The sequence below is a fragment of the Maribacter sp. PR1 genome (genome assembly GCF_028464145.1).
Classification (GTDB): domain Bacteria; phylum Bacteroidota; class Bacteroidia; order Flavobacteriales; family Flavobacteriaceae; genus Maribacter.
The window spans coordinates 366,243-382,771 of sequence record NZ_JAQPCG010000002.1 but is presented as its reverse complement, the minus strand read 5'-3'; the positions used below and the strand labels follow the sequence as shown (position 1 = coordinate 382,771).

General features: G+C 36.2%; 13 protein-coding genes. 2 read left to right on the top strand and 11 right to left on the bottom strand.

What is annotated here, in order from left to right; genetic code table 11:
* The first annotated feature begins 24 nt into the window (after positions 1–24).
* A complete protein-coding gene (locus PP182_RS05355; protein ID WP_272650305.1) occupies positions 25–1,065 on the top strand; it encodes an endonuclease/exonuclease/phosphatase family protein in 1,041 nt (346 codons plus the stop codon).
* Position 1,066: 1 nt separating this feature from the next.
* On the opposite strand, the gene PP182_RS05350 is transcribed toward PP182_RS05355, so the two are convergent.
* The 9 genes from PP182_RS05350 to uvrC form a co-directional block, all read right to left on the bottom strand.
* A complete protein-coding gene (locus PP182_RS05350) occupies positions 1,067–1,663 on the bottom strand; it encodes a 3-keto-disaccharide hydrolase (protein ID WP_272650304.1) in 597 nt (198 codons plus the stop codon).
* A gap of 11 nt (positions 1,664–1,674) precedes the next feature.
* Positions 1,675–2,112, bottom strand: a complete 438-nt coding sequence (locus PP182_RS05345) for a hypothetical protein (RefSeq protein WP_272650303.1) — start codon at positions 2,110–2,112, stop codon at positions 1,675–1,677.
* A gap of 90 nt (positions 2,113–2,202) precedes the next feature.
* Complete coding sequence (locus tag PP182_RS05340; RefSeq protein ID WP_272650302.1) at positions 2,203–4,908, bottom strand: TonB-dependent receptor; 2,706 nt, start codon at positions 4,906–4,908, stop codon at positions 2,203–2,205.
* 171 nt (positions 4,909–5,079) lie between these two features.
* Positions 5,080–6,717, bottom strand: coding sequence for a glucose-6-phosphate isomerase (gene pgi / locus PP182_RS05335; protein WP_272650301.1), 1,638 nt, complete (start codon positions 6,715–6,717; stop codon positions 5,080–5,082).
* A complete protein-coding gene (locus PP182_RS05330) occupies positions 6,704–7,990 on the bottom strand; it encodes a M23 family metallopeptidase (protein WP_272650300.1) in 1,287 nt (428 codons plus the stop codon). Before PP182_RS05330 ends, pgi begins: the two co-directional genes overlap by 14 nt.
* On the bottom strand, positions 7,991–8,965 hold the full coding sequence (locus PP182_RS05325) for a tryptophan 2,3-dioxygenase family protein (RefSeq protein ID WP_272650299.1): 975 nt from the start codon (positions 8,963–8,965) through the stop codon (positions 7,991–7,993).
* Between the two features lie 6 nt (positions 8,966–8,971).
* Positions 8,972–9,751, bottom strand: a complete 780-nt coding sequence (locus PP182_RS05320) for a DUF3108 domain-containing protein (protein ID WP_272650298.1) — start codon at positions 9,749–9,751, stop codon at positions 8,972–8,974.
* Between the two features lie 328 nt (positions 9,752–10,079).
* Positions 10,080–12,380 (bottom strand): patatin-like phospholipase family protein, encoded by a 2,301-nt coding sequence (locus PP182_RS05315; RefSeq protein WP_272650297.1) that lies wholly within the window; start codon positions 12,378–12,380, stop codon positions 10,080–10,082.
* Positions 12,364–14,151 carry an excinuclease ABC subunit UvrC gene (gene uvrC / locus PP182_RS05310; protein ID WP_272650296.1) on the bottom strand — a complete coding sequence of 596 codons (1,788 nt, stop codon included), beginning with the start codon at positions 14,149–14,151 and terminating at the stop codon, positions 12,364–12,366. Before uvrC ends, PP182_RS05315 begins: the two co-directional genes overlap by 17 nt.
* 497 nt (positions 14,152–14,648) lie before the next feature.
* Between uvrC and PP182_RS05305 the strand changes: the two genes are divergently transcribed.
* Positions 14,649–15,215, top strand: coding sequence for a 5-formyltetrahydrofolate cyclo-ligase (locus PP182_RS05305; RefSeq protein WP_272650295.1), 567 nt, complete (start codon positions 14,649–14,651; stop codon positions 15,213–15,215).
* Here the strand turns inward: PP182_RS05305 and PP182_RS05300 are convergent.
* Entirely contained in the window at positions 15,194–15,868 is a 675-nt protein-coding gene (locus PP182_RS05300) for a lipoprotein signal peptidase (RefSeq protein WP_272650294.1), read from the bottom strand. The two genes, PP182_RS05305 and PP182_RS05300, sit on opposite strands and share 22 nt — an antisense overlap.
* Before the next feature lie 31 nt (positions 15,869–15,899).
* Positions 15,900–16,517 (bottom strand): hypothetical protein, encoded by a 618-nt coding sequence (locus PP182_RS05295; protein WP_272650293.1) that lies wholly within the window; start codon positions 16,515–16,517, stop codon positions 15,900–15,902.
* Positions 16,518–16,529: the final 12 nt, after the last annotated feature.

The window sequence follows — 16,529 nt, the reverse complement described above, 5'->3', positions numbered from 1 at the left end:
TAAAAATCATATATTTCTGACCTAATGAGATATATAATCTACTTTTTTATCTTTTCTGGAGTATTTACTCAAGGACAAACTAAAAAAGAATATAAGGTACGAACCATTGCGTTCTATAACCTTGAAAACCTATTTGATACCAAGAACGACAGTTTGATTTTTGACGACGACAGAACGCCCAATGGTAAAGACCACTGGACCGATATTCGTTACTGGAAAAAAATTGATAACCTATCCAAGGTGATTTCCAATGTAGGTTTCGAAACCACAAAATCATCTCCGGATGTAATTGGGGTTTGTGAAGTAGAGAATAAGCAAGTTCTGAAAGACCTGGTTAATCACCCTAATATAAAAGAAATGAACTACGGTATTGTTCATTTTGATTCTCCTGACGAGCGAGGAATAGATGTAGGGCTTTTATATGCCAAAACAGTTTTTATACCCACTACTTTCACTAGCAGAAGATTATTATTGTTCAACGAAGATGGTGAACGAGATTATACCCGAGACCAATTGGTGGTCGAAGGTTTCCTTGATAATGAAAAAATATACTTCATCGTTAACCACTGGCCCTCTAGAAGTGGTGGGGAATTGCGTAGTAGGCCTTATCGTCTTAAGGCAGCGGAATTAAATAAAAGAATAATTGATTCCTTAAGGTATTTGAATCCAAATGCAAAAATTATAAGTATGGGCGATTTCAATGATGACCCCATAAGTCCTAGTTTTAAAAAAGTCCTAAAGGTCGAAGGCAGTGTAAAAAAACTGGACTCCTTGAGCCTCTTCGGGCCCATGGAAAAATTATTTAAAAAGGGAGTAGGTTCATTGGCTTACCGAGACAAATGGAATCTTTTTGATCAGATATATTTAACCTCAAACCTCATAAACAACAATGCTGAAAGCTATAGTTATTGGAAAGCGGGAATCTTCAATGCTCCGTATCTTATAGACCTAAAAGGAAAGTATAAGGGATATCCGTTAAGAACATATGCGGGTGGAAACTATATTGGAGGATATAGTGACCATTTTCCCGCCTTTGTATACCTTATCAAGGAAGTAAACCAGTGAATTAATCCAACGGGGTTAACTCTATATTTTTCCATTTTACTTTAATACCCCCACCATCATGGATTTGCAGCAAAATCGAACCTTCTCCCTTACCTATAATTCTGTCCTTAAAGGAAACCATCTCCGTACCATTGAGCCAAGAGGTTATTTGTTTACCATGCACTTTGATGGTCATGTGGTTCCAATCCCCAAATTTTAAGGCACTGTCCTTTTCCTGTTTTGGTTTCTTTAGCCATTGCCTTCCATAAGATTCATAAACTCCACCCGTAAATTTGCCGGGAGGGGCTACCTCAACCTGCCATCCACTGACGGTAGTTCCTTCTACCGATGAGCGTATAAAAACACCACTGTTACCATCCGCTTCTTGTTTAAAATCCAAATCCAGAATAAAGTTTTTGTATTCCTTCTCAGTTCCCAAATATCCATAACCCGCATCCGGGCCACTTTCACAGATTAGCAGCCCATCTTCTACATACCACTTTTCGGTGCCGAAAACTTCCCATCCGTCCAGATTCTCACCATTGAACAATGCTACCTTTTGCGCATTTATAGCACTTGCCATTATCAGCATTAAAACAATCAAATAATTTTTTATCATCTTACTCGTATTTAGAACCATTGACTCCATGGTATTCTACTCAAAATTAAAACTAATCCAATTCCATAAAAAATGGCGATACTTTTAAATTTTTTATCTCCTTCTACGAACTTCTTATGTCTAGACCAGCCAATAGTAATGGCGGCAATCGCCAGAATATTAACAAATGGGTGTTCTACAGCCAATAATCTTGCGGCAGAGGTTAGACCTCCCATTCCAAATTCTTGAATGGCACTTAACCCACTTGGTGACACAAAATATAGAATTAGGCCTACCAAAAGCTGAATATGGCAAAGAATAAGGGCGAACAAGCTAATTCTTAAATCCTTGTTCATCGTAAAAACTCGTTTGCTAACAAGTCCTGAGACGGCATTAACCACGGCAATAATTAAAATTGCCAAAGCTACATAGGCCAAATAGGAATGCAGCATTTGAATAGTTTCGTACATAGTGTTGTTTTTGTGAAATTTAAAAATAGTGATTTTTAAGCATAAAAAAACCCTACCGTTCGGTAGGGTTCCTTTTATGTATATAACTTATTAAAAATTGAACCTTGCGCTAAAGTTCCAAGTTGTTCCAAAACCAAAGAACACTCGGTTACTTGTACTTATACCATCATAGGTATCATCTCCAGGTTGGGCGAAGATGTTGGTATCGGATTCCGCAATGTACGTCGTATCAAACACGTTATTCACGTTTAAACGGAAGCTCAACATCTTATCATCAAAAGGAACTCTGAATGTGGCACCTGCATCGGCAAGTCCAAATGAAGGTAATTTAAGTGATCCTTCTGGACCTACATCTGTTGGATCAAATTGAGCATATAAATTATCCGCATAACGGTAACCGAAATCGACACTAAGATTATCAAGTATATTGTAATCTGCGATAAGCGCTGCCGTAAATTGAGCTGCATCACCGACTTTTATACCATCCAATTCCAATGTTTCTTGTTGTTCTACACCACCTATTACAATTGGATTTTGGTCATTATCAAAATAAGTCGCATTTACATCGTCCTTATATTCCCAATTTCCAACTGAAATCATACCTGTCAAGGCAATTTTATCACTGGCCTGAAAACGACCGTCCATTTCTATACCCGTATGCACTTGTTTGATTCCCAATAAATTTGCTGTTCCCCTAATTTCATCGGGTTGACCAGCATTGAAAGTGGCACTGGCATTAGCAAACCTATCCTTCCAACTTGTAGTATATAAGTTCACATTCGCTCTAAATTTTGAACTTCTATAACCATAACCCAACTCAAAACCAACTATTTTCTCATTTGTTAAGTTTGGATTTAGGTTGTTACCAAAGTTGATGTAAACTGCGTCAAACAAAGGTTGTTTTGAATAATAACCTGCATTAGCAAATACATTATTTCTAGCATCAAGGTTCCAGTTTAAACCTCCTTTTACATTACCGCCTAAAATATTTTCATAATCTGTCTTTTCTGGAGGAGTTTCGTTGAAAAATTCTTCCCTTGCAAAACCTTGATTGGATAAAGCCCCTTGAACAAAGGCAGTAATATCCGGTGTGAAGTTATACTCTACCTGTCCAAAAATACCTAACCAATTTACCAATCCTGTGTTATAATAATCTATTTTTTCCTCATCATCTATATTTCCAAAGACCCACCAAGGCTGATTGGCCTTATACGTTTCATTGAAAATTTGATTTGGATCATTTCTGTTATCAGTTTCTTGATAAGCATCTCCACCCAAGAGATCATTTACTCTTCTGTAGTGATAACCTGTATACCTTCTTAAGTCAATTCCAAAATCGATCGTCAAGTCGTCTGAAATTCGATTATTGAAGTTAGCCAAAAGACCGTACCAGTTATGAGAATTAACCGAAGCCCTTCTGGTAATACCATTGGTATTGTTCTCATTTGGGTTTTGATCACTGTTATTTAAATAAAGCCCATTTATCTGTTCTCTAGGTGTGGCACTGAAATCAGGAACCAATTGACCACTGTTATAGGCAAAAATATCATCGACTCTAACCAGACCATCAGCAGATTTTGGCAGGGCAAACTGTCTCGTTCCATTGATTTCTCCTATTTCTCCAGTTCCTCCACCACGTCCAAAAGATGCATAGGCAGAAGTTTCAAGGGTTGTTTTACTTGAAATTTCCCAGTTCCAGTTCAAGCTTATAACCGGCTTGTGGTAGAAATTACGTCTAAAGTTATATTCTTCGCCATTTAAATAACCCCAGTCACTATTATATTTTCTGTTTGGTTCACCATCTCCGTCTCCATACGTGATATAATCCGCAATAGAAGGAGCAAAACTTCTTTGGTGGTGCCATTGTGGAGCTCCGGTAACCATAAATTCCAAACTATGGTCTCCAGATGTATAACCTAAGCCTAAAAAGAAATTATAGCCTTCAAATTTGGTCCCATCAGCATACATACTTCCACCTGTTCTACTTAATAGCAAAGAAGCAGATAAGCCATTATCCAATAAACCTGAGGAATAAGATGCCAATGTCTTTACATAACCATCATTACCTACAGTAGCACCAATGGCGCCACCTTCTGCATTTAAAGAAGTTTTTGTAATCACATTAATGGTACCACCCACGGAGGATACGGCCAACTTTGAAGAACCTAGACCTCTTTGCACTTGAATTGCAGAAGTTACGTCCGAAAGTCCGGCCCAGTTACTCCAGTATACCTGACCATTTTCCATGTCATTAACAGGAACACCATTAATCATTACAGCCGAGTTATTGGTATCAAAACCACGTATATTAACACGCGCATCTCCAAAACCACCACCCGATTTAGTAGCATATATTGAAGGAGTAGTATTCAATATCTCAGGAAATTCTTGAGAACCTAACTTCAACTGAATTTCCTCTGCCTTAATAGTTGATACCGCAACCGGTGTTTTTCTGTCCTTTGCAATATCTTGAACCCCAGTAACTACAACGCCTTCCAATTCTTCAGCGCTAGGCATAAGTGAAATAGTTCCAACGCTTCCTCCATTGAAGGAAACTTCTTGCGCTATAAAACCAATATATGAAATTCTTAAAGTTCCTGAAGAAGCAGATGCTTCAATCGTAAAGTTTCCGTCGAAATCGGTAGAAGTTCCATTTGAAGTACCTTTTACCACAACAGTAGCGCCTGGTAATGGGCCTCCCATTTCACCATCTACCACAGTACCTGTAATCGTCGTTTGTGAAAAAGCAGTAGCAGTCAATAAAAATGCCGCAAATGCAAAGTAGATTTTTTTCATTTTTTCTAGTATTTGTTAGTTTTTATAACTGGTGCAAAAGTCTCCCATTTTTAGACCTTTTACGTTAAGGGAACGTTAAATCACCGGTGCAAATTTAACGGAAAAAAAACAAAACAAATACTGATTATGAAGAAGTTACCGCGTTTTATTAAAAAATACGAATCATACAAATCAACTCTTAAAAAATTGCAAAAGTCGTAATGTTGAACTATCGTGAGAGGATAAATTGTCACCTTCTATATCCTTTAAAATAGTTCCGGCCAATTGTTTTCCCAGTTCTACACCCCATTGGTCATAGCTAAAGATATTCCAGATTATACCCTGAACAAAAATCTTATGTTCATATAAAGCAATGAGAGCACCTAAACTTTTAGGAGTCAGTTTATCTATTAATAGTGTGTTTGTTGGTTTATTACCTTCAAAAACCTTGTAAGGTGCTAGATTGTCTATTTCTTTTTTAGAGAGGCCTTGTCCCTTTAATTCGGCAGCTGCTTCATCCTGTGTTTTTCCGTTCATTAAAGCCTCGGTCTGGGCAAAGAAATTGGCCATTAATTTATTATGATGATCTGTATTGCCGTGTAATGAATTTTTATAACCAATAAAATCTGTCGGAATTAGCTTGGTTCCCTGATGTATCAATTGAAAAAATGCATGTTGGGAATTTGTACCTGGTTCTCCCCAAATTATGGTCCCGGTCTCATAGCCCACACGTTTTCCGTTTCTTGCAACACTCTTGCCATTACTTTCCATAATACCTTGCTGTAAATACGCTGAGAACCGACTTAGGTATTGTGCATAGGGAATAATAGCTTCTGTTTCTGCAAGGTAAAAGTTGTTGTACCATATACTTATGAGTGCCATGATTACCGGAAGGTTCTCCGAGAAATCCGTTTCCTTAAAATGGCTGTCCATAGTATTGGCCCCTTGCAACATGGCATCAAAATTATCATAGCCTACAGCCAGTGCTATGGAAAGTCCCACCGCACTCCAAAGTGAAAATCTTCCCCCGACCCAATCCCACATAGGAAAGACATTTTTATCCGCAATTCCAAATTCGGAAATTTTTTCGGTATTGGTTGATACGGCTGCAAAGTGCTTTGCAATATCTTCCTGCGTACCATGCTCCAAAAACCATTTTTTAATGGTTGTCGCATTACTTAAGGTCTCTTGGGTGGTAAATGTTTTGGACACCACAACGAACAAGGTAGTTTCTGGGTTTAGGGTCCTTAAAATTTCATGAACATGGTCTCCATCGACATTGCTCACAAATTGTACGTTCAAATGGTTCTTATAAAATTTCAAAGCTTCGGTGACCATTGCGGGACCCAAATCTGAACCTCCTATTCCAATATTTACTACATCGGTAAATTTTTTGCCTGTGTACCCCTTACTTTTACCGCTAATTATAGATTCAGAAAATTCCTTGATATGCTTTTTTACTTCATAAACCTCAGGTACAACATTTTCTCCATCTACCATTATTTCATCAGACTCCTTCGCTCTTAATGCCGTATGTAAAACGGCCCTACCCTCGGTTTGATTTATTTGATCCCCATTGAAATACTTATCTATGGCATCCTTTAAATTGAGTTCGTCTGCCAATATGAATAACAGCCCCATGGTTTCTTTTGTAATCCTGTTCTTGGAGTAGTCCAAAAGAAAATCGTTCCACTTAATGCTAAAACTGTCCGCCCTATCCATATCCTTCGCAAATAGGTCCTTAATTTTAGTCTTGTTTGAATCTTTAAAGTGTTGGTTTAATTTATCCCACGCATTGGTAGTAGTGGGGTCTATGTTATTTAGTGCCATCTATTTCATTAAGTGTTAACAAGTCTTCTTCTTCAACTTTTTCAGGATAAACTATACAATCCAATTGTTCTTTTATAGGGTTTATATAAGCATAATAATCTGGTCTTAGTGGCTCTGCCAAAGGTTCTGCCTGTGGAAGCTCTTCCTTTAATGGGTCTACCTGTCTTCCGTTTTTCCAAAAACGGTAGCATACATGTGGGCCTCCCGTATTTCCCGTCATTCCAACCCAACCAATTACATCGCCTTGGCGAACAAACTGACCTTTCTTTACGTTCTGCTTCTTCATATGCAGATATTGGGTGGAATAGGTTTCGTTATGTCTAATCTTGACATATTTTCCGTTGCCCCCTCTTCTCGTAGATTCCGTAACCGTACCGTCAGCAGTGGCCATAATAGGAGTTCCAATAGATGCGGCATAATCGGTACCCTTATGGGGTCTAATTTTATAACCGTAATATCTAATTCTTCTTTTAAGATTGTATCGAGAAGATAATCGACCAAACTCAACGGGCATTCTAAGAAAAGTTCTTCTTAAGTTGTTCGCCTCTTCATCAAAATAATCTACCAAGCTTTTTAGCGAATCATTTTCATAGGCAAATGCATAAATTGGTCGCCCATTATGCTCAAAATATGCCGCGTCAATGGGTTCGGCACCTGCATATATACTATCATTGATGTATTTTTCCTTATAGATGACCTTAAACTTGTCATTCTTTTGCAACATGGAAAAGTCTATGGTCCATGCATAGACATTTGCGAGGTTGTGGGTAACATTATAGTCTATTCCTTGGTCTAATATTGCCTCGGACAAATTGGTTTCAATAATTCCGGAGACTTCTCGCTCCACATATTTTACTTCCTTCTTCCCTTTGTAGACCTGTACACTATCCCTAAGGTCTACAACGGTATAATCTATAGGGTTATTTTCGTAAATAAAAACTTCAGCCGTTTCTGTTGTATCCTTCGATTTTAATATTAAATAAGGTTTACCTACCCGTATTCTACGAACATCGAAAGTGTCACGATATTTTTCGGAAATCGTCGCTATTTTTGGGTAATCAACCTTATTCTTTAGCATTAATTCCCCAAAACTGTCACCATATTTAATGGTATCTTGATGAACATTGAATTCGTCAAAATTAAATCCGAATTGCATTACTACGGGATCTTCAATCGGGCTTATTTTAAGTTCTTCATGGCTAACCACAACCTTTTCTTGCTTACATGCCCCTATTAAAACTAACGTAAATATTATGCCCCAATATTTTCGCATTTACTCTATGGTATTTAGTTTATTGGGGTTAAAGATATGGTCCACCCATTGTTTCCCCCAATTATTTAATTCCTCTTCTGTATATATAGTTGGAAAGAACACCACTTTTTGAAAACTAGGTGGTAAATATTCTTTCCAATTTGTACCTCCAGTTGCATCCAAGTCACCTGAATCTTTCCCCAAATATCGATGGGCTGAACCCATATGCATTAATGGCCAGTTGACATTTGCATTCAAATCCATTGTTTTTAACGCGCTAAGCAATTCTTTATTTTGCTGAGCCATGCCAGGCAAAGCTAAGTATTTATGATAAATTGTGTTATTTAACAATTGCTTGGCCGTACGAACCAATCTAGGAGTGTATCTATATTCGAATTGCTTTAATGTCAGGGTTTTTTCACCCGTTGAAATATCTGTGGCCCCTTTTTTCCAATATATGTTTTCATATAGTTCCTCCACTGTATTTTCTTTTGAAAATTCATCTCTTTTGGATTCGTGTACTAAGTTTTCAAGCGGTGTGGAATATATTTCTATCATTCTAAATTGAGCCGACTGAAACCCGCTTGCTGGCAATAAGGCCATTCTATACTGCAAAAATTGCTCTTTTTCCATACCCTTGATCATAATACTAAAAGAAGATATCAGGGCGGTATAATAACTATTGATTCTCCTCAATTTCTCTATGAAAAATTCCAGATTTTGAGATTTATCATCTACAAGTTGCTTTTGTTCATGTAAAATGAGTTTAAAATATAACTCCGTAATTTGATGGTACATGATGAATATTTCCTCATCTGGAAAGTGGGTTCTCGGAACTTGAAGACTTAAAAGCGTATCTAAATGGATATAGTCCCAATACGTCAAGTAACGCTGATAAAGCAAACCATCTAAATAGGAACTTAAATCTTGGCCAGAATCCCTATACTTTTCCTCAAGTTTTAAAATTTGAGATTTGACCCGATCTTTATCTTCCATTCTGATTTAATCCATTATTATCTTGAATTGATGCTTTAGACCATTGTAGCCATCCAAATCTGCCTTTATAGCACCAACCGCTAAATCCGCTTTAATCCTGATAGGAATTCGATTATCGTCATTTGAAACCCAAAGCGATAAACTTTCCTTTTCCTTAAATACCCTACCAGATTGAACCAAGGGCCTAAACTTAAGACATTCTACCTTACCGTATTTGGTGTTTACAATTTCCTTCCCAAGGTATTTAAGCTTGAAATTAAAGACACCATCATCATCATACAACATCTTCAAGTCAATGGCTTCACCTACAACCAAGTCTTCCGGCTCATAATTATTTCGCAAAAAGTAGAACGCAGAAATTAAATCCTGTATGCTATCTTGAAGGGCAAAATTAAACTTTTTCTTGTTTTTTTTATCATTAAGGACGGCTTTGTCCTTATCATGATGAAAATTGATTTCAACATCTTTGGTATAGCCTCCTTCATTTATCTTTCTTATAAATTTATAGGGCCTCCCATCCTCCTTATCAAAATAACTTTCATAAGTATCATCTACCTTAAAAAACAGACTTGCAAAACCCGTTGTCTCTCCATGACCCACAACGTGGTAAACAGGGATAGAATCAATCTTGGCATTTTTCACATGTAGGGTTGCATAACTGGCATTTAAAAATCCATAGTGCATTCTAAATTTCAACCATTCTCCAGACTCAAAGGCAGATTTCTGGTTTTGGGCAAACGAGTTCCCTGCAACCATTAAAAATAATAAAATCAAAGCCTTCTTCATACACTGATTTTTTTATAAAAATACTATTCAATTACTTATCAATAAACAACCTTACAATATCTTAAACAAAATTTATTCCAAAGTATTGTATAAAAAAAGCCCAGTCATAAAACTGGGCTTTTCCTAAATAACCAACCAAACTTTAAATTATGAAAAACCAATACTTAAAGTTGTAAGGGAACCACCCCTTACATGAGTAAAATTAAAACTTCATTTTCTACCACGGTAGGTTTTAACTTACTTTAACTTTCAACTTAACAGTAATTCACATTTTGGTATTCCATTTGTGATTCTGTTAAGAAAAAACCATCCCATTTTTTGGTCTTTATTAAAACCAATACCCTATGCTAAAGAAAAAATTGGAGTTTTGCCTTTCCGGTGACCATGAATAAAGAACCTGAACCGGTCCTATAAATGACTCCCACCCATAGCCAACTCCATAACCGGAAAAGTCCGGTGACGTAAACCACTCACCGGTTCTAAAAAGGTCATCCTGAACATTGGCATAGTTAGCTGCAAATAAAAGGTGGTTTTTCTTGATAAACTCATAATCCATTCTTCCATAAGCCTTTACATAACTATTACCAGGTAGGCTCAAAAAATCATACCCAAGAAATGGTGTGAAGTTATTTATCAGATCGGTTCCGTACCCCCCAAGAACAAAATCAAATGTTGTTACTCCTGAAGTTCCCAACTTAAAACCTCCCTCAGTTTCAATATTAATGGAAAGCTTGTTCGATATAGGTAAAGCCATTCCCATCCTAGCCTTAGAAACAGAAAAATCCTTGAAATTTTGGTTATAGTCGGAAGATAAAATATAATAATGCATATCGCCCTCAAAAAACAAGCCTTTGGTAGGGAAATAGCGATCGTCATATGTATCCAGTTTTAAATTTCCATAAACACTTAAGAAACTTCCATTTTCAAAAAATGTTCTTTCATTGGAGGTCGTTGGACTTGGAGTAGAAGTTTCGCCTGCAAAAGGTTGAATGGTCCTGGTGCTGTATTTCAAGTATTTAAATTCCGCACCTAAGGTAAAAGCAAATTCTTCCTGAAGGACGGTTTGAATATATAATTGATTGGTAAAGTCTGAAACATCAATATTTAGGGTGTTCAGATTTGTCCCCAATGGCACTTCAAAATTCTGCTGTATCAAATCAAAACTTATGTCTTGACTAAACGCATTAAATCTAGAGTTAAGGCCAAAACTCCAATAAGTTCCCTTATCCACATAATATTGAAAATTATACCTAACATTGTCCCCTAAAATAAGGTCAAAAGAAATTACATCATCCCTCAACATCAAGTTCCTCTTCGTAAAATTTATAATTGCTGCACTTTTATAAAGGTCGTCATAGTGTGCCCCTAATCTAATGAACGAGGTATTAGGCGTTTCATTCAATCTTAATATTAAATCTTCACCTAGTCCGTTTGAAACCAACTTGTACCTATTCGTTGTAAAGTTGCCGGTTGCCGTTAGGTTACTTATCCCTTGCTGCAATTTTTTAAATGTTATGGGCTCTGCTAGATTAAACCTCAGTTTTCCTTTTACATAACCCCGAGTATGCTGGTTATTCCCATTGATTATCAACCTATTAATAGTTATAGTATCATTTACCCCAATAATGTTAACAGGAACTTTCCTCGAAATGGAGCTTCCGGCAAGCTGTTCCAACTCGTTCATTTTTTCCTTTGCGGCAATTTCCCCCCTCTCAATTATTTCCCCAGTCTTATCGAACTCAATCACGGTAAAGCCCTCTATTTTGGGTTTAATATATATATCGGTTTTTTTGGATTTTTCAACCATGTCCCTAACCGTTCTATAGTTATTAATTTGTAGTAGTATTTCCGTAGCGGATAATAGGGCATCCCTACTCGATAGCCCATGTTGAACATCGATTCCAATAATAACGTCAGCTCCCATATCCTTTACCTTGTCTATTGGATAATTATTTACCACTCCTCCATCAATTAACACCCTACCATCGATGCTCGAAGGTTCAAAAAGTGAAGGTAGCGTACCACTGGCCATTATGGCCTGTGGAAGGTATCCAGAGTTAAGAACAACCTCCTCTCCGGATTCTATATCGGTAGCAATACAAACAAAAGGAATAGGCAATTTTGAGAAATCTTCAACATCCTTTACATGATATAGTAATCTAACCAGCTCATTATAAATATTTTGACCTCCAGAAAATGCCGTTGGCACGCTAACCTTAAAATTATCAAAGGGTAGGGTAAGAGCATAGCGTTCAGAGTCCTCCTTTTCATAAAATGTCTTGGCGTTTCTTGGGAGATTATCCTGAATTAAATTGACAAAATCTGTGGCCCTAAATATTGAATCCAATTCCGAAGCACTATACCCGGCGGCATATAAAGCACCCACTATTGCACCCATACTTGTACCTCCAATATAGTCGATTTCTACGCCTGCCTCTTCAATTACCTTCAAGGCTCCTATATGTGCGAGCCCTTTTGCCCCACCTCCACTTAGCACAAGTCCAACTTTTTGTTTTTTTGAATTCGTGGATTGCGCAGTAGCATTTATGGAAACAAGGATTACTACTAAAATGACTAGGCATTGGCCTACCCATGTATTTAGTTTTTCCTGTTTAGTGAAACGACTCATAAATTTTTTTTGCTTTAGAAGGCCCTACTACATCAGCCAAATGATTCATTGACGCTTCCTTAATACGTTTTACCGATTTAAATTTCTTCAATAATTCCCTAGCTGTCTTTTCCCCTATACCATCAATTTTTTCGAGCTCAGAACTAATGGCTCCCTTACTTCTCTTATTTCTGTGAAAAGTTATACCAAATCTGTGAGCTTCATTCCTTAAATGCTGAATAATCTTAAGACTTTCCGATTTCTTGTCCAAATAAAGGGGAATGGTATCCCCAGGAAAATAAATTTCCTCTAATCGTTTAGCAATACCTACGATAGCAATTTTTCCTCTTAACCCTAGGGCATCCAAACTTTTTAATGCCGAAGAAAGCTGTCCTTTTCCTCCGTCAATAATAATTAATTGAGGTAAGGATTCTTCTTCTTCTAAAAGACGTTTATATCTTCTAGATACGACTTCTTCCATGGATGCAAAATCATCGGGTCCAACTACAGTCTTTATATTAAAGTGCCGATATTCCTTTTTACTTGGTTTTCCATCCCTAAATACTACACAGGCAGCTACTGGATTGGTTCCTTGTATATTACTGTTATCGAAACACTCAATATGCCTAGGCTCTTCATTTAGTCGCAGGTCCTTCTTCATTTGGGCCATAATCCTTTTGGTGTGCCTATCAGGATCTATTATCTTGATTTGATTGAAACGTTCCTGTCTAAAGAATTTGGCGTTACGCTCAGAAAGCTCCAAAAGCCTTTTCTTGTCGCCAAGCTTTGGCACTGTTACTTTTAAGGATTCGTCCAGTTCAACTTTAAAGGGCAAATAAAGTTCCTTGGATTGGGAATTAAAACGTTGTCGTATCTCCACTATGGCCAATTGAAGTAATTCTTCATTGGTTTCATCCAATTTCTTTTTTATTTCCATGGTATGTGAACGAATAATGGAACCATGAGATAGCTGTAAAAAATTAACATAGGCCAGGGCGTTGTCCGAAATAATAGTGAAAACATCCACATTGCTTATTTTCGGGTTCACAATAGTCGATTTTACCTGGTAGTTTTCCAGAACATCTATTTTATCCTTTATACGTTGTGCTTCTTCATATTTCATTTCAGCGGCCAAGGACTTCATTTGCCCTTTAAAGTATTGCAAGGAAGATTTAAAATTTCCTTTGACTATCTCCTTGATATCTTCTATTTGCCTATTGTAATCTTCGGACGATTGTAGACCTTCGCAAGGCCCTTTACAGTTTCCAAGATGATATTCCAGGCAAACTTTATACTTACCACTATTAATCTTTGTCTCAGAAAGATCATAATTACAAGTTCTTAAGGGATAAACACTTTTAATTAAATCCAAAAGAGTACGAACAGTCTTCATACTTGTATATGGCCCGTAATATTCGGAACCATCTTTTATAACTCTTCTAGTAGGAAACAATCTGGGAAAACGTTCTTTTTTTAAGCACAGCCATGGATAAGATTTGTCATCTTTTAATAATACATTATATCTAGGCTTGTATTCCTTTATTAAGTTATTCTCCAATAGAAGTGCATCGGATTCGGTAGGAACAACGATATGGTTTATCTTTTTTATTTTTTTTACTAAAACCCTTGTCTTTCCATATTCATGCTTTTTTGTAAAATAAGAAGAAACACGCTTTTTAAGGTTTTTTGCTTTTCCTACATATAGTATTTTACCATCTTTATCGTAAAACTGATAAACACCAGGTCCGCTTGGAAGGGAACTTAATTGTACATCTATAGGTATTTGGGACATAAAATTTTGGAGAAATTAAAGTCAATTTAGATTTTGAAATTACGTGGTTTTCCCGAAACGAAAACGGTTTTTAATTGTTTTTAACTCTAGGTAAATGTTTTTTTGAGTATGGATAGAATTTAAATTAATACTCACATAAATTAACCTAGGTTAACTCAAAATATCATTTCTAAAATTAATTTGCCATTAAAAATACATAATCTTCTATTTATCAGCATGTTGTGTTGATTTAACACTTTATAATATTCTTTAATCTGTTAATTTTCATATAAAAAAGTGCTTTTTAACGGTTAAAATGTGCTTTTCAAGGATATTTAATGTTTTTTTTACTTAAATTTAAGCAGTTCAAAACCTCGGATACTTATTTATTGAATATGGAAAACTACATTATAACCCTTGGCACTTATCTCATTTTGATGCTATTTTTTAAAGTTTTCTTTGCTGTTGCAGGAAAAGAGTAAAGTACTTAACAATAAATTTCAAATCATTTTTCAATAATGTTGAAGAAAGATTTGCGAACAAAATATTACGCTCTTAGAAAAGAGCTTACCCCTTTTGAAGTCGCTTCGAAAAGTCTAGTAATTTCAAACAACGTTTTAAAGCTTTCTATCTGGTCAGAAGATTTTTATCATATCTTCTTACCTATTTCCTCCAAAAAAGAAGTTGACACCTTAAATATATTGTCTATTTTACAAGGAAAGGACAAGAATGTAGTCGTTCCCAAAGTTCATTCAAATGCATTAAAACATTTTCTACTAACAGATAACACCAAGTTTAAAAATAGTAAGTGGGGAGTTCCAGAGCCCGAAAATGGTATTGAAATCGACCCATATAAAATTGATGTGGTTTTTATTCCACTACTAGCCTTTGATTTAAAAGGAAATAGAGTTGGTTATGGAAAAGGGTATTATGATAATTTTCTTTATAACTGTAAGAAGGAAGTTGTAAAAGTTGGACTAAGTTTTTTTGAAGCAGAAGAATCAATTTCAGATGTCAATACAAATGATGTTCCACTAGACTATTGTGTAACTCCAGAAACCAATTATTCCTTTAAAGACTCTTGATTATTTTTTTCAGAAACTTCAGGTGTATCCGTTATTTCTTCCTCCTTGCCAAATGCCTTTTTATTAAAGACCAATAATATACCTACCCCAGTACTTATCGCTGTGTCGGCAATATTGAAAACAGGTTCGAAAAATCTAAAATTGCTTCCGCCTAAAAAAGGCACCCAATCGGGCCAAGTTGTATCTATCAAGGGAAAATATAACATATCCACTACCTTACCATAAAAGGGCTCACCATAAGGTTCATCCGTGAATAATGTAGCTACTTGGTTATAGCTATCGTCAAAAATTAGTCCATAAAAAACGGAGTCCAATATATTACCCAAAGCTCCAGCGAAAATTAAGGAAACAGCAATTATCAACGTCTTGGAAGACTGCTTTTTCACTACATCAAACAACCAATAACCAATTCCAACAATTGCGAATAATCTAAAAATAGTCAACACCAATTTACCGATAGCATCTGAAATAGGCAGTATATCGCTTAATTTGGCACCCCAAGCTGCACCCTCATTCTCGATAAAAAGAATTTTAAACCAACTAAACACATCTACAGATTCACCTAAAACGAAATGCGTTTTTATATATATTTTACTCCATTGGTCTATTAGGAGTATTAACAAAATAAGGAAGATTGACTTTTTTAGGTTCATGTGCTTATTCAACGGCGCAAAAATAGAAATATTATTCGGTATAATTGAGGATGATATTGCCAGTAACCGAATTTATATTGTAATGACTATTGCCTTTGGGTATAGGATTATTTGAAAGTTGCCCATATTTTGTATCTGCATTAATTCTTGCGCTATGTGAATAAACCAAAATATTTCCACTTTGTGTTCTTACATTTACTTCCTCCGAGACTTTATGCAGCTCACAAGTACCGTCCGAAAGTGTAATATTCAAATTAGAATACTTGCCATAGGCTATAACCCTTGAACTACTACCAAATACTTGAATACTTTTAAATTCCGGAACAGTAATTTTCAATGCAATGGAAATTACTTTGTGTGCACTTAATTTATCGTTTGGATTTTTAAAAACAGGTTGAAATCCTGCACCAAGTTCTAAGGTATTACCAGTCTCAAAAACTTTCATCTGCAGGTCCTTGCTATATTCACCATCCATCTGAGCTTCCACTTCAATAGCGTTGTTCTCTCCAGTTACCAAAACTACTTTATAACAGTTCTCGGCATTGACTTGAATCATCTTTATGGATTCATTCAATACTACTTTATGGACTTTTTTTTGTGCCGTCATATTCAAAGGCACTAATAATAAGATGAGGGCAAATAACTTCAAAATAAACCATTA